Origin of the sequence: Escherichia sp. HH091_1A, from assembly GCF_030295175.1 — a bacterium.
GTDB lineage: Bacteria > Pseudomonadota > Gammaproteobacteria > Enterobacterales > Enterobacteriaceae > Escherichia > Escherichia coli_F.
Genome location: NZ_AP025747.1, coordinates 4,132,525 through 4,147,166 on the forward strand (window position 1 = coordinate 4,132,525; position 14,642 = coordinate 4,147,166).

A 14,642-nucleotide genomic window follows, 5' to 3' on the forward strand; every position below is an offset into this window, starting at 1 on the left:
TTATATTCACCGTTACAGCGACTTACAAAATTAAGTCATTCACTCACTGACGCCAATTAAATATTCCTGTATCGTTCTTTATGAGCAGTCCGCTTATATTCATATAATCAATGAATATTAATTAATATATAATACATAGGGAATGTAAATGAACAAATTTATTAAAGTTGCACTGGTAGGTGCAGTACTGGCTACGTTAACTGCATGTACTGGTCATATTGAAAACCGTGATAAGAACTGCTCTTACGACTACCTGCTGCACCCGGCAATTTCTATTTCTAAAATCATTGGCGGTTGCGGTCCTACTGCACAGTAAGTCTCTGACAGAAATCGGCTAACACCGATTTAATGAGCTAACGCCCTCTGAATTTTCCGAGGGCGTATTTTTCTCCATCCTCTGCGAAAACATCGTTCCCAGAATTAAACGCTGGCAATACTCTCGCGCAAAATCCGCAATACCGTCTCATCACCGCTGCGATTCGGGTTAATGCGAATTGCACAATGTTCTAATTGCGGATTCGCCTGACGAAACGTTCCGGAAAGTCGATAAAAGAGCGGCGGGATTTCATATTTTGACTCTGCGCCGACCGGGTAAGGCAACGCGCCGCGCTTTTGCGCCTCTTCAAGCACTCTGGCGGCAATCGGTTGATGAAACTCCACAATCAACACCTTCGACTGCGCATTGGCAATAACGGCGCTTTTAACTTCCGCCACCGCGCCACCGTTAAGTAAATCCAGCAACCGTTCAGATACCCCCGCCTGCACCGCGTGCATGACTGGCGCAAACACCAGACCACGCAATACTTCCAGCGCCTGTGCGCCCTGGATCTGACTGCCGCCGGAATAGAGCGTGGCGCGGATCCGGTTAATAACATCGGCATCACCTACCACTGCGCCAACACCCTCTGGTCCAAACAGCTTGAAACAGGAGAATGTCGAAACATTCGCGCCGCATTCGCAGCCAATTCGAGCCACCTTCATCACCGCATAATTGTCATCGGTTAACGCAGGAACGCCAGCCGAACGCAATGTTGCCAGCACATCTGCCAGCACATAGCTGTCCTGCGGCTGTTGGCGCGTATGCTGCACCAGCGCGGCATCTGGTTGTTGCTCGTCGACGACCTGCTTCAGTGCCGACAGGTCATTAAAATCAGCAGTGATAAGCGTCAGCCCCATCTGCGCAATAATGACCTGAGTCGTCGGGTAAACCGGCGCGTCATGCACCAGAAGACGCTGCCCCGGTTTGAGCAAAGCTGCCAGCGCCGCACGAATCGCTCCAGTACCTGCGCCCTGTACCAGCGCCGCCGCTGGCGCATGAAACGCATCAGCCAGCACCTGCTCCACACGCTGAGTAATACGCGGTTGATTCAGCCCTGGCGTTAAGCCTAAATCCCCGCGTGTAAGAAACTCGCTGCCGGGAAAATGACGGCAAATCGTATCCACCAACGCAAACTGCTTTTGCTGCGCTTCAATAAGCGTCAGGCTTTGCAAAGGAAACGTCTTCATAGGTACCTTCCTTAAGCCGGAACGAACAGACCAAGCCAGTAAAGAACATTCAGCAGGATGCCGGTGATCATTACGGCTACGACCGGTGCCGCCATTTTCTGTACCGGACGGCCCAGAGATTCGTTGAGGAAGTAAATGGCAACCGCGATAGAGAATCCGGTATAGCCCGCCATCTTAATTGCTGCGAAAATCGAACCGACCAGCAACGCCACTTCCATCAGCATATTCATGGCGTTACGGATGTTATCCGACGCATTACGCACCGACGGGTAGCGCCCCAGCCATTTGCCGATCGAACGAAGCAGCAAGACTTCCGCCGAAATAACCACTGCGCCTAATACCGCCGCAACCATCGGATTCGGCGAGAGATAGCCCACCGCATAAACAAATGTAAAGCCCGCAACTGCATACACACCTGTTGCTAACGCGGTGGTGGCAATCAACGGCACAAAACCCAGCCCGCGCATAAATTCCGCCAGCGCCGCCTGGTTGATCAGCGTTTGTGATTGTTCCGGCGTTACACCTGCGGAATATGCTTTCTCCAGGGTGAAGATCGACACTTCACTACCAGCAAAAATCTTCATGCTGGCAACGGCGGCAATCAGCGCCCCTACGATGGTGATATACGGTAAGTTTTTGATAATCCGCGACGTGCGTTCTTCAAACACCGAAAGCCCGCTGGCATCAATATCATTTTCATCACGATGACGCAGGTCGTGAGTTATCGCGATCCCCAGCAGCATCACCATGCCAATAAAGATTTCGATGGATTCCGGATTGAGATGCGGGAAATAGCGCACTACCACCACACGGGTCATCAACACTACCACGGCGGCGATCAGACTTTGCTTCCAGCCAAACTGGTAGAAAATCGCCACCAACGGGAACAGTGCAAAAGCTGAAACCACTGGCGAGCTTAATTCCCCCAGACTACCTAATACATCCACCGGTAGCGCGGTCAGCAGCTGGTTTACCGGCAGCAGGCAGGTGAGGATCAGTACGCCCCAGAGTGCACCAAGGCCAAACGCCATCAGGCTGTTTATCGCCAGGACACCGAGGATATCGGTAGGAAGAAAGAGTAACCATGCGTTGAGCAACCCGGTTTTCAGGGTAAAAGAGATCCCCACCGAGGCCACAAAACCAATGCTCAGACCAAAAGCGATACTCCCCGCCTCGCGACGGTTCATATAGCCTTCAATCAGTTGCGGCAGGATCGGGCGGATACCGTCATGAAAAACGGCTGCAGAGCGATGCGCCAGAAGCGATGTCATACCCGTCAGGCACGCCACCACGATAATCTGAATATACAGATCCATAGTCGTGCCTTTTATTTCAGATGGTTAATCAGCATCGGAATCGCGTGTTCGACATGCTCAACGGAAAGCCCAAACGCCACTTTCCCTTCGGCGATCATTTTGGCGATATGCTCGTCTTTCGCTTTAATGCCCGGCTTGGCAATGGTGCAACTTTTGTTATAGCCAATCACCGCGATGGCAATCGACAATGCCGCGCCCGCACCGGTATTACACGCGCCGATGTAGTAATCCAGTTGCCCGGATTTCACCTTCATCGCCGCTTCCATGTCGTTGTGAATGAAAACTTCAAAACAGCCAGGAGCCGTCGCTTCAATGGTTTTTTTAATCTGCTCACGCTGTAAGCCTGCAACACCAATCTTTTTCATGAGTCTGTCCTTATTGGAAAAATTGAGAGGGATTTTCACGTAACATCACATCCACATCGGCCTGACTGAATCCTGACTGGCGCAATTGCGGAATAAAGGTGGTTAATAAATAGTCATAGCCATAACCACCGTTGGCTTTTAAATGGGAGCGGCGCGTAATATCCATCGACAGCATGACGCGGTTCAGCAAACCACGGTCACGTAGCGCGTGGAGCATCGCAATGCGCTTTTCGTCCGGGTAGTAACTGTTCTTGCCGATGGTGTCGAATTGCACATACGCGCCGAGATCGATCATCTTCAAAATGTTGTCGAGGTTGTCTTTCAGATCGCAGTGACCAACGGTGACGCGCGAAAGATCAACTCCGTGGGCTTGCAACAGAGCCAATTGCTCCAGCCCCATCGTGCTGAACGACGTGTGCGTGGAGATCGAGCGTCCGGTCTGGTTATGTGCCAGCGCGGCGGCAATAAAAACTTTCTCTTCCAGCGGCGTAATCTTTCCTTCGCTGGAGCCGATCTCCGCGATGATCCCGGCTTTCAGCTCCGTGCCATCGATACCCTGTTCAATTTCATCGACCATCTCCTGCGCCAGTTCCTGCACGCTGCGGGTCGCCACATGTTGCGGGAAAAACGCGTCCTGGTAATAACCGGTGCAGGCCACCACGTTGATCCCCGTCTCGTGCATTACATCGAGCATAAATTGTGCATTGCGCCCCATGTAACGGTTGGTCATCTCAATCACATTACGCACACCCAGTGCCATCAGGTCGTTCATCTCCTGGCAAATGAACGCATACTGATCAAAGCGGCAGTCCACGTTGTTTTTAAAGCCGGAGAGATCAATATGCAGATGCTCATGGGCGAGGGTGAAGCCCGTCGGATCAAAACTCATAGGGTGTCTCCTGCAAACCGGAGGGAGGAAAGAAAAGAGCGACCATTTTGTGGCGGTGGCGCACGGAAAAATTCACACACGGTAGCCCCCACATCAGAAAGCGTGGTGCGCACACCGAGTTGCGTGTGGACCAGCCCTTGCTGATAAACCAGCACTGGCACTACTTCACGGGTATGGTGGCTGTGACCAATGGTCGGATCGTTACCGTGATCCGCCATCACGACCAGGCAATCATCTGGCTGCATCGCCTCAACAAGCCGGACAAGGTTACGGTCAACGACCTGCAAACGTTCGGCATAACGTGCGACGTCTTCTGCGTGACCAGCGAGGTCGGTTTCCTGGATATTGGTGCAAATAAACGCCGTCGGATGCGTGTTAAATTCGTCGAGGGTGATATCCATAATCCGCTGGCTATCCACCAGGTTTTGCCAGCTCACGCCATAAGGATTGCTGACGATATCTGCCACCTTACCCACCAGCACCGTGGGCACGCCCACTTGATGCAGTTGGTGCGGCACCTGCACTTTTTCATCGACGCCATAGCCCATATGTACGACCTGGAAACCGTTGTCATAAGCGCCAGAACGCGGCGCATTGATGCCAATAAAGCGCCCTTCTTTGCTTTCTGCGGCATCGAGAATGCGCTGACTGTCAGTTAACAGGCCGCCAAATGTAATGACCCGACCGACCTGGACCTGCTCACGCACGATACGACCAATTTTGATTGCGTCGTCAAAAGAGATCACAGAGAGATTGGCGGTGATGTTATAGACCTGGCCTAAATCCGCCTCGAGATTATCGCCAATCGCAACCGCCTGATTGACCCACAGAAATTGCAACTCTTCGCCACGGCGCTCAACCCGCCAGCCAGCGGTGACTAATGCCTGTTCAACACGGTCAATCACATCGCGAAAGGGCATCCGCAGCGGCGGTAACGGGCGCGTGCCTAAAATTTCCTGATGCCCCATAAAGGTGTCGCCACCTTCATGTTGCAACTCTGCCACGCCCCAGGTTGCGGAGTCTGACGGCTGCATATCGCCTGGCGCATAACCTAATGCGTTGATTAGCCCCATTTTCTCCAGCGTTGGTAGCTGCAAATGCGGCAACTGGCTCAGGATGTGACCACAGGTATTCGCCCCGGCATCCTGCGGACGCACCAACGTGACATCTTTCATTGCCCCTACGCCAAAGCTATCAATCACTAACACCACAAATCGCGCCATTACGCCTCCAGAGAGCTTCCAAGACTGTCATAACGACCAACGATTTCCGGTTCGCCACGGTGAATACCGGACACCAGCACCACATCGCTACGGGTGACAAAAATCTGCGTGCGAAAACAGAGCACCACTGCACTGCTCACCGGATACTCGCCTGCCAGCGGCAGGGTGTAGTCGATACTGCTGTCATCTACGGCTTTGAGATATGTTTCAGTAATGCTTTGATTTTCTGGCGTAAATACCAGTGCGTTATGCGCATGCCCACGACGGTAATAGCCACCGCCATAGCAATAACTGTCGCCACGGAAGTGATGGGAAATTTCACTTAACCAAAGCATGGCGATACGTTCCGGCTGGTCGCCCTGCTGGTTTGCAGGAATCGTCCCAGTCAGTGCATGGCCGGGTTCGGCATGAGTCACACCGTATTCCGCCAGTAATGGCAGCGAAGTGCAGCTGGTTGCTGAAGGTGCGTTTAATTGCTCAAGTACAACTCCAGACTTCAGAAGTTGGTTACGAGCATTGACCAGCGTCTGGAGGTTCGGTGTTGGCAAAACTTTCCCGGCAGCCTCATCCCATAGCAGGCAAGGGAAATGGGTTAATCCGGCTAAATGTAACCCCGGTAGTTTCTGGATTTCAGCAACCACCTCATGCAACGAATGCTGTGCAAAACCGCTCTCCTGCCCCGGATAAAGAAAATCATCGTCGCTATAAACTTTGAGCAGCACAGGCTGGACCCGCCCGGCCGTCACCGCTGCCGCAGAAACTTCCCGCGCTTTATCGAGGGTAAACACGGTGATGACGTCGGTTCCCTGTTCAACAGCGTCATACACCTGATGACAAGGGATTTGCACCAGATGCCCCTGATGCGCCACCGGTAAACCTGCGCGGCGCATGATTCGTGCCTCTTTGTAATCCACCGCCACAATGCCGCTGTAACCCAGCGCCAGCAGTTTTTCTGCCAGCCACGGATTACGACCGAACTGTTTGGTCATCAGATACAGTTCAATACCGTAAAGCCGTGCCGTCTCAATCAGCCGCTTACCATTTTCCAGTACCTGATCGACGTCGATTACCCAACTGTCCGGGGCGATTTTGCCCTGTTGCCACAAACTGAGTGCGACGGAAATCAGTGCCGGGTTCTGGCGTTTCAATGCTTCTACAAACATCTTGTTGCCTCGTTTCTGTTCCTTGAATTAAATATTCATTTTTTTGAATATTTAAGATGCGCGACGTGGATTTGCCGGGAGATTCAGACCTCTTCGTTAGCGGCCATCCATAATCCATAAAGGTTGGCCAGCAAATAGCCTTCTTCACACGGGTTAACTTCCAGTGCGAATTCCTTCAACAACACCTGATGCAATTGTAAAATGGCTGACCAGTGGCTGGATTGCGCCAGCTCTGCCAGCAATTCGTTATCCAGCGGCTCTATTTCTTCACCACGGCGACTGCGCATCAGTGCGCTCGCCATATGTGTCATCGCCATCATTCCTTGCTCGCTGCGCACCGGTAGATGGCACTCTGTTTCCAGTACGTTGACGACCTGCATCATGCCTTTGCAGATGTCCTTATCAATAACGCCTGCCTCACAAAGCAGGTTGAATCTGGTTTCCATTTCAGATGCCTTTCGTTTAATAACTGGGTTCCTGTTCCCCACTGACTACTCGCTGTTGATGAGCAAGCAGGACGTGTTTATCTACAACCGTACGTAGCAGTTGTTGCATTGGGTAATCATCGGCACGCGTGAGTATCACGGCTTCAGTGGCCTGTAAAAATCGCGGATCGTTCGTCAGCGGCATCGCTTCTAATCCCAGCATGGTCAGTTCGTTTTCTGCCACCACGTTCCAGATAACAGCATCGACATCGCCTTTAACAATGCGTTGTAAACTCTCGTGATATGAGAGATCGACACGTTCTACATCGCTACTGCCAAAAAAGACATCGGTCATAATTTTCTGATCCGCCGAACGGTTATCCAGCCCCACGCGTTTCACCTTTGCAGACTCCCCTTTACGGCAAATCAACTGATGCTCACCAACGTAGGTATGCGGCCCCAACTCCAGCGCGAGGCATAAGCCTTTTTGCGTGAGATAACTTTCTGCCGCCAGTCGGGAAACCACCGCCATGTCATAGACACCGTTAAGCAAACACTCCACGCGAATATCCGCACCGCGCATGTGCGCATAATAAAAAGGAATGCCATCAAACTGAGCTTTCAGTCCACTCGCTAAACCTTCGTACAAGCGGGTATAGGGCAATGGCATGGCACACACAACGTTGTTGATATCCACATGACTCAGCAGTGCTTTGTTATCCATTTCCACCAGATAACTGCCATTGCGCCCGCGGCGTTCTATCCGTATCGCGCCGCTTGATTCCAGTGTTTTCAATGCGGCCTGTGTCAGACCAACCGATGAATGGCATTCAGTTGCCAGTTCATCTATGGTTTTCAGTCGATTACCGCACTTTTCACCTAACAGATAACGAGCCAGAGTCGTGATGACGACGCCTTCTTTTTTGATAAACGTTCGACGCATAGTAAATTTTCAATAAAGTGAATATTTATATCTTCATTAAATTGAAGATAAGTGGCAACTATGAGATGTGGAAACGGCGAGGCACTTCACATTTTTTCGGGTTGTTGCGAAAAGAGGATAAAAAAACCGGGTTTCCCCGGTTTTTGGCATTAATGTTAAATTACGGCTTCGCCACAAAACCAATCGCTTCGTAAACCGCTTTCAGCGTCCGGGAAGCGTGTGCACTGGCTTTTTCTGCGCCGTCTTTCATGACCTGTTGCAGGAAGGCTTCGTCGTTGCGGAAACGGTGATAACGTTCCTGCAATTCAGTCAGCATACCAGAAACGGCATCAGCCACTTCGCCTTTCAGATGACCATACATCTTGCCTTCGAACTGTTTTTCCAGTTCCGGGATGCTCTGGCCAGTTACCGCAGAAAGGATATCCAGCAGGTTGGAAACGCCCGCTTTATTCTGCACATCGTAGCGAACTACCGGCGGCTCGTCGGAGTCAGTGACCGCGCGTTTGATTTTCTTCACGACCGATTTCGGATCTTCCAGCAGGCCGATAACGTTATTGCGGTTATCGTCAGACTTGGACATCTTCTTGGTCGGCTCCAGCAGCGACATTACGCGCGCGCCAGATTTCGGAATAAACGGCTCCGGTACTTTAAAAATATCGCCATACAGCGCGTTGAAACGCTGGGCGATATCGCGGCTCAGTTCCAGGTGCTGTTTCTGGTCTTCACCCACCGGCACCAGGTTGGTTTGATACAGTAGGATATCCGCCGCCATCAGCACCGGATAGTCAAACAGACCCGCGTTGATGTTCTCGGCATAACGCGCAGATTTATCTTTAAACTGCGTCATGCGGCTCAGTTCGCCGAAGTAGGTATAGCAGTTCAGTGCCCAGCCTAACTGCGCATGTTCCGGCACGTGGGACTGAACAAAAATGGTGCTTTTCTCAGGATCGATACCACAAGCCAGATACAACGCCAGCGTATCCAGTGTTGCTTTACGCAGCTTCTGTGCATCCTGGCGCACGGTGATCGCGTGTTGGTCAACGATACAGTAAATGCAATGGTAGTCATCCTGCATGTTTACCCACTGACGCAGCGCACCCATGTAGTTACCAATGGTCAATTCACCTGAGGGCTGTGCGCCACTAAAAACGATGGGCTTAGTCATTTTTCGATTCCTGATTTTCGCTATGCGGAAGCCCTAATGCGGGCAGAAGGTCATTGATAGACTGATAAATTACATCAGGCTGGCTAAGATCGATAGCCTCGCCGTAGTTATATCCGTAGGTTAAGCCAACTGAAGGGCAACCGGCTGCTTTTGCTGCCTGAATATCATTGCGTGAGTCGCCAACAAACAGCATCTGTTGTGGGGCAATGCCCATCCGCTCAGCCACCAGTAACAGTGGGTCCGGATGCGGTTTTTTGTTTTGCACATCATCGCCGCCAATGACCACGCTAAAGTATTTTGCGATATCTAAGGCTTCGAGCAGTGGCGCGACGAACGGCGTCGGTTTGTTGGTGACCAGACCTAGCGGCAGGCCTTTTGCCTGCAATGCGCCAAGCGTATCGGCAACGTGCGGGAACAAAAACGTCCCCTCTTCGGCAACCTCGCCATAGTAGCGATCGAACAGTTTACGCAGAATACGTACCTGTTCTTCTGCCGGAATGTCGTCATCAACGGGCGGTTTACCCATTGTTTTACGCAGAGTCGCACGTTCCTGACGCGCCCAGGTCAATGCACGCTCCATCAGAACATCTGCGCCATTACCAATCCAGGTAATAACGCGTTCTTCACCTGCGACGGGCAACTCCAGCGCATACAGCGCCATATCTACCGCAGCAGCCAGACCAGGAGCACTGTCCACCAGCGTACCATCGAGATCAAAAGCGACGCCGCGAATATCTTCAAACTTATTCATGACTTACCTTTGCCAGTTCACTGCGCATTTCATCAATGACCTTTTTGTAGTCTGGCTGATCGAAAATGGCCGAACCAGCGACGAACATATCGGCACCTGCCGCAGCGATTTCGCCAATGTTGTTCACCTTCACGCCGCCGTCCACTTCCAGTCGAATGTCGAAGCCAGACTCGTCGATACGACGACGTACTTCGCGCAGTTTATCCAGTGTTTGAGGAATGAAAGACTGACCGCCGAAACCAGGGTTGACGGACATCAGCAGGATCACATCCAGCTTATCCATCACGTAATCCAGATAGCTCAGCGGTGTCGCCGGGTTAAATACCAGCCCCGCTTTACAGCCATTTTCTTTAATCAGTTGCAGCGTGCGGTCAACATGCTCGGAGGCTTCTGGATGAAAGGTTATGATGCTGGCACCAGCGGCAGCGAAATCTGGCACAATGCGATCGACCGGTTTCACCATCAGATGCACATCAATAGGGGCAGTAATGCCATAATTACGCAGAGATTTCAGCACCATCGGCCCAATCGTCAGATTGGGAACATAGTGGTTATCCATGACGTCAAAATGCACGACATCAGCGCCAGCTGCCAGGGCTTTTGCGGTATCTTCACCCAGGCGGGCAAAATCAGCCGACAGAATTGAGGGGGCAATCAAATACTGTTTCATCCGCTTCTCCTTGAGAATTATTTTTTCGCGGGTGAAACGACTCCTGGTTTGTACAAAGCCAGCAGTTCGTCCACCTTTTTACGTGTGCCGCCGTTGCTGCTTATACTGCGTCGAACTTTGACGACATGCAATTTTGCGCGCTGATACCACTCACGCGTTAACATCGTATCGTGATTGGAGATCAGCACTGGAATATGGCGCTCAACCAGACCTTCGGCGATCTCCGCCAGATGCGCTTGTTGTTCAAGCGTAAAACTGTTTGTGTGATACGCCGTAAAGTTGGCGGTCGCAGACAGCGGCGCATAAGGCGGATCGCAATAGACGACGGATGCATCATCTGCGCGCGCCATGCTATCGGCGTAAGACTCACAATAGAAAAAGGCATTCTGCGCTTTTTCAGCGAAGTGATACAACTCTGCTTCCGGGAAATAGGGTTTTTTGTAGCGGCCAAACGGCACGTTAAACTCACCGCGCAGATTGTAACGACACAGGCCGTTGTAACCGTAGCGGTTCAAATATAAAAACAGTACCGCCCGACGGAACGGATCCTGGCTTTTGTTGAACTCTTCGCGGAACTGATAGTAAACCTCGGCGCAATTTGTTTCGGGAACAAACAGCTCGCGTGCGGCCTGTACGTACTCATCAGTACGCATCTTCACAATGTTATAGAGACTGATCAGGTCGCTATTGATATCGGCAAGGATATAACGAGAAAAGTCGGTGTTGAGAAACACCGACCCGGCACCTACAAAAGGCTCAACCAGACATTCGCCCTTGGGCAAATGCCGTTTAATATCATCAAGCAGGGGATACTTGCCCCCTGCCCACTTCAAAAAAGCGCGATTTTTCTTCATGCTGACTAACTAATTACACCTTCTCCGGCTGTGGAGAAAGCTCCGACAGCATCCAGCGCTTCAGGCAACTCCCGCGATGATAAACCATTGCGGGAGATAACCTTGATTACTTCAGATCGGCCTGTACCTGACGCAGCGGTTTCGCCCACGGGTTTTTGGCCTGGACATCTGCTGGCAATGTAGATACCGCTTTTTTCGCCTCTTCTTTCGAAGCGTACACGCCAGAAACCAGGACATACCACGGCTGACCATTACGCGTCGTTTCATAGACAACGTAGTTTTTCAGATTCTCTTTCTTCGCCCAACCGTTCAGGTTGTCGTAGTTAGAGGAACTGCTCAGCTGCAGAGTGTAATGGCTGGACGGTGCCGATTTCAACGAACCAACATTACCTGCGGTCTTCCCTCCAGCGGCTGGTGTTGCCGTGGTTTGCGCCGGGGATGCCGTCTGTACTGGAGCCGTAGTTGCGGTCTCTTTTGGTGCTGGCGTAGAGGTCGCAGCCGGTGCCTTCGTGCTCGCCACAGGAGCAGCTGGTTCAGTACGCTTCGGCGTCTGTGCTACCGGCTTCGGTTCCGTTTTCACGGTTGCTTGCGGTTTTTTCGGTTCAATCACCGCCTGCTGGCGAGCTGGACGCGTAGTGGCCGGACGTTCAGCGGTTTGCGTTTTCGCCGTGTCACGCGATGCATTGCCATTGCGAACAGGCGCGACCGTCGCGGGTTCAGTCGGCAACGTGGAATTGACCGCCACATTATTCAACTGTTGCTGATTTTGTGGCTGGGTCAGCGCATTGTTCAGGTCACCCTGCACTTCAACACGTTGTTGACCATCCGTTGCCGCCGGGGTTTGCCCTTGAGTCGGCGTAGAAGAGATCGGCGGCAGAGAAACATCCTGCTGAGTATTTTCCGCAGACGTGGTTCCCGGCGCTGGCTGCACGCCATTCGCCTGATCGGTCGCATTGCCAGCAAGATCAATACTCTTCTCGCCAGACGCGGTTTGATCGCTGGAAGAGGTCGAGGGGGCTTTTAGCGCAGAACCGATACCGATGATCAACAGCAGGAGAACCAGAATGCCGACGCCCATCATCATATACTGACGAGAAGCGGGTTTACTGGCTGCTTTTTTGCGCTTACGCGGACGACGCTCTACGCGCTCTTCATCCACGGTTTCATCTTCGGATTCGTCAATTTCTTCTTCGATTTCCGGTTCCTCATTGCGCTCTTTTTGCGCACGAGTCGGACGGCGATCGTCAGTGTCATCAAGTTCAATATCATCAAAATTGATCTGCGGTTCGCCACGTTCAGTACGCTCAGAACGTTCAGAAGATTGACGAGAACGACCAGTACGACGATCGCTGGGATCGGGTTTCAGCTCGTCTTCTGGTTTGAATTCATCCATTTAACACCCCACTAAAAGGTTAATGCTTACCACGTTGCAATTAACCTGAAGCTAATAGACCGCTTGATAAGCGGCCTGACCTTTCTTGTTGTTACGCTGATTGACAATCGGCAATGGCATTAAGAACAAGCTCGTGCGAAACGCCGCTGCGAACTTCACTCTTACCAATTGCCAACGGAAGAATTAAGCGCATCTCTCCCGCAAGGACTTTCTTGTCACGCAGCATATGCGGTAAATACGCCTGCGCGGACATTTCGCGCGGCCCATTGACCGGTAACCCAGCCCGCGTGAGCAGGGTTATAATACGCTGCGTTTCGGCAGAACTGAACTGCCCGAGACGTTCCGACGTCCGCGCCGCCATCACCATACCCGCAGCAACCGCTTCACCATGTAACCAATTGCCATACCCCATTTCAGCTTCAATGGCATGACCAAAGGTGTGTCCCAGATTCAGTAAAGCACGTAACCCGGTTTCGCGCTCGTCGGCAGCGACAACTTCTGCCTTCAGTTCACAACAACGGCGAATACAGTACGCCATTGCCGGACCGTCCAGACGCAACAACGCATCCAGATTCTCTTCCAGCCAGTTAAAAAACGCACCGTCAAGAATAATGCCGTATTTGATGACTTCTGCCAGCCCCGACGCTAACTCACGCGGGGGAAGCGTTTTCAGACAGTCGAGATCCACCACCACTGAAGCTGGCTGGTAGAACGCGCCAATCATGTTTTTACCGAGGGGATGGTTGACCGCAGTTTTGCCGCCAACGGAGGAATCGACCTGCGACAGTAACGTCGTCGGGACTTGAATGAAACGTACACCACGCTGATAACTCGCCGCCGCGAAGCCGGTCAGATCGCCCACTACGCCGCCGCCAAGCGCCACCAGCGTAGTATCGCGACCATGCGGCTTTTGTAACAACGCCGTAAAAACGGTATCGAGTACAGCCAGGCTTTTATACTGCTCGCCGTCAGGGAGGATAACGCTATCGACGTTAACACCCGCCTGTTCAAGTACGCCGCGGACCTTATCGAGATACAGAGGAGCCAGGGTTTCGTTGGTGACCAACATGACCTGCTCGCCCGATTTCAGCGGTAAGAATGAAGCTGGTTCATTAAACAAACCAGATGCGATGGTAATTGGGTAACTACGTTCCCCGAGAGTAACGACAATCCTCTCCATAACGCGACATCCACCTTAATTACTGTACCCGCAGACGAGTGTATATAAAGCCAGAATTAGTTGCTTTCCAGCATGTGAATAATCTGGTTTGCAACCACTTTAGCGCTTTGATCATCAGTACGAATGGTCACGTCGGCAATCTCTTCATACAGCGGATTGCGTTCATTGGCCAACGCTTCCAGAACTTCACGCGGCGGTGTTTCAACGTGCAGCAACGGGCGTTTTTTATCACGCTGCGTGCGTGCAAGTTGCTTTTCGATGGTCGTTTCAAGATAAACGACAACGCCACGAGCGGAAAGACGGTTACGCGTTTCGCGGGATTTCACAGAGCCGCCGCCAGTAGCCAGCACAATACCCTGTTTCTCGGTCAACTCATTGATGACCTTTTCTTCGCGATCGCGGAAGCCTTCTTCGCCTTCTAAATCGAAAACCCAGCCCACATCAGCTCCGGTTCGTTTCTCAATCTCTTGATCGGAATCGTAAAATTCCATATTGAGTTGTTGAGCTAACTGGCGCCCAATAGTGCTTTTTCCGGCACCCATAGGCCCAACCAGAAAGATATTGCGTTTCTCTGCCATTTTTTCGGTACTACTAAGACTATTCGTTAATGATAAACCCGCTTCGCTCAGAGAGCGCCGCAGGACATGAACTGAAACCTCATAAGATATTGCGAGAGTCAGACTGAAAATTATCTCAATACTCCAGCGGGTTTGGCAACTGAATAAATCACCCATCCCTCTGCATATCTGGTCGCTGCAAGCGCGCTGCCTTGCTACCACCGCTCTGGCGATAAATCACC

The 14,642-nt window shown here is 51.8% G+C and carries 16 protein-coding genes; 1 reads left to right on the forward strand and 15 read right to left on the reverse strand.

The features are described 5' to 3' along the window. The first annotated feature begins 148 nt into the window (after positions 1 to 148). The gene (locus QUF14_RS20820; RefSeq protein WP_001031834.1) at positions 149 to 316 is read left to right on the forward strand and encodes a YhfL family protein; all 168 of its coding nucleotides are present in this window, start codon (positions 149 to 151) and stop codon (positions 314 to 316) included. A 104-nt stretch (positions 317 to 420) separates the two neighbouring features. Here the strand turns inward: QUF14_RS20820 and QUF14_RS20825 are convergent, their stop codons facing one another. The 15 genes from QUF14_RS20825 to aroK all read right to left on the reverse strand — a co-directional run bounded on the left by QUF14_RS20825 (position 421) and on the right by aroK (position 14,421). Next, entirely contained in the window at positions 421 to 1,506 is a 1,086-nt protein-coding gene (locus QUF14_RS20825; RefSeq protein WP_000847200.1) for an aminotransferase class I/II-fold pyridoxal phosphate-dependent enzyme, read from the reverse strand. 11 nt (positions 1,507 to 1,517) lie between these two features. Continuing rightward, positions 1,518 to 2,822 carry a YhfT family protein gene (locus QUF14_RS20830; RefSeq protein ID WP_286333078.1) on the reverse strand — a complete coding sequence of 435 codons (1,305 nt, stop codon included), beginning with the start codon at positions 2,820 to 2,822 and terminating at the stop codon, positions 1,518 to 1,520. Positions 2,823 to 2,833: 11 nt separating this feature from the next. Then, a complete protein-coding gene (locus tag QUF14_RS20835; RefSeq protein ID WP_000719728.1) occupies positions 2,834 to 3,187 on the reverse strand; it encodes a DUF2620 domain-containing protein in 354 nt (117 codons plus the stop codon). A gap of 10 nt (positions 3,188 to 3,197) precedes the next feature. Then, the gene (locus QUF14_RS20840; RefSeq protein ID WP_000006967.1) at positions 3,198 to 4,076 is read right to left on the reverse strand and encodes a phosphotriesterase-related protein; all 879 of its coding nucleotides are present in this window, start codon (positions 4,074 to 4,076) and stop codon (positions 3,198 to 3,200) included. Beyond that, positions 4,073 to 5,299, reverse strand: a complete 1,227-nt coding sequence (locus QUF14_RS20845; protein ID WP_000090639.1) for a phosphopentomutase — start codon at positions 5,297 to 5,299, stop codon at positions 4,073 to 4,075. The genes QUF14_RS20840 and QUF14_RS20845 overlap by 4 nt, the downstream gene beginning before the upstream one ends. After that, a complete protein-coding gene (locus tag QUF14_RS20850; RefSeq protein WP_000497386.1) occupies positions 5,299 to 6,462 on the reverse strand; it encodes a YhfX family PLP-dependent enzyme in 1,164 nt (387 codons plus the stop codon). The genes QUF14_RS20845 and QUF14_RS20850 overlap by 1 nt, the downstream gene beginning before the upstream one ends. Positions 6,463 to 6,545: 83 nt before the next feature. After that, positions 6,546 to 6,908 (reverse strand): hypothetical protein, encoded by a 363-nt coding sequence (locus QUF14_RS20855; RefSeq protein ID WP_024211928.1) that lies wholly within the window; start codon positions 6,906 to 6,908, stop codon positions 6,546 to 6,548. Between the two features lie 16 nt (positions 6,909 to 6,924). Continuing rightward, on the reverse strand, positions 6,925 to 7,830 hold the full coding sequence (gene yhfZ, locus QUF14_RS20860; RefSeq protein WP_001254793.1) for a GntR family transcriptional regulator YhfZ: 906 nt from the start codon (positions 7,828 to 7,830) through the stop codon (positions 6,925 to 6,927). Positions 7,831 to 7,990: 160 nt separating this feature from the next. Beyond that, on the reverse strand, positions 7,991 to 8,995 hold the full coding sequence (gene trpS / locus QUF14_RS20865) for a tryptophan--tRNA ligase (RefSeq protein WP_000165543.1): 1,005 nt from the start codon (positions 8,993 to 8,995) through the stop codon (positions 7,991 to 7,993). Further along, positions 8,988 to 9,746: a phosphoglycolate phosphatase gene (gene gph, locus QUF14_RS20870; RefSeq protein ID WP_001031720.1), complete on the reverse strand. Its 759-nt coding sequence runs from the start codon at positions 9,744 to 9,746 to the stop codon at positions 8,988 to 8,990. Before gph ends, trpS begins: the two co-directional genes overlap by 8 nt. Continuing rightward, positions 9,739 to 10,416 (reverse strand): ribulose-phosphate 3-epimerase, encoded by a 678-nt coding sequence (gene rpe, locus QUF14_RS20875; RefSeq protein ID WP_000816280.1) that lies wholly within the window; start codon positions 10,414 to 10,416, stop codon positions 9,739 to 9,741. Before rpe ends, gph begins: the two co-directional genes overlap by 8 nt. Before the next feature lie 17 nt (positions 10,417 to 10,433). Next, positions 10,434 to 11,270 carry an adenine-specific DNA-methyltransferase gene (gene dam, locus QUF14_RS20880; protein ID WP_000742143.1) on the reverse strand — a complete coding sequence of 279 codons (837 nt, stop codon included), beginning with the start codon at positions 11,268 to 11,270 and terminating at the stop codon, positions 10,434 to 10,436. Between the two features lie 106 nt (positions 11,271 to 11,376). Further along, positions 11,377 to 12,663, reverse strand: coding sequence for a cell division protein DamX (damX, locus tag QUF14_RS20885; protein WP_000343195.1), 1,287 nt, complete (start codon positions 12,661 to 12,663; stop codon positions 11,377 to 11,379). A gap of 91 nt (positions 12,664 to 12,754) precedes the next feature. Further along, complete coding sequence (aroB, locus tag QUF14_RS20890) at positions 12,755 to 13,843, reverse strand: 3-dehydroquinate synthase (protein WP_000439850.1); 1,089 nt, start codon at positions 13,841 to 13,843, stop codon at positions 12,755 to 12,757. Between the two features lie 56 nt (positions 13,844 to 13,899). After that, positions 13,900 to 14,421: a shikimate kinase AroK gene (gene aroK, locus QUF14_RS20895; RefSeq protein WP_000818618.1), complete on the reverse strand. Its 522-nt coding sequence runs from the start codon at positions 14,419 to 14,421 to the stop codon at positions 13,900 to 13,902. Positions 14,422 to 14,642: the final 221 nt, after the last annotated feature.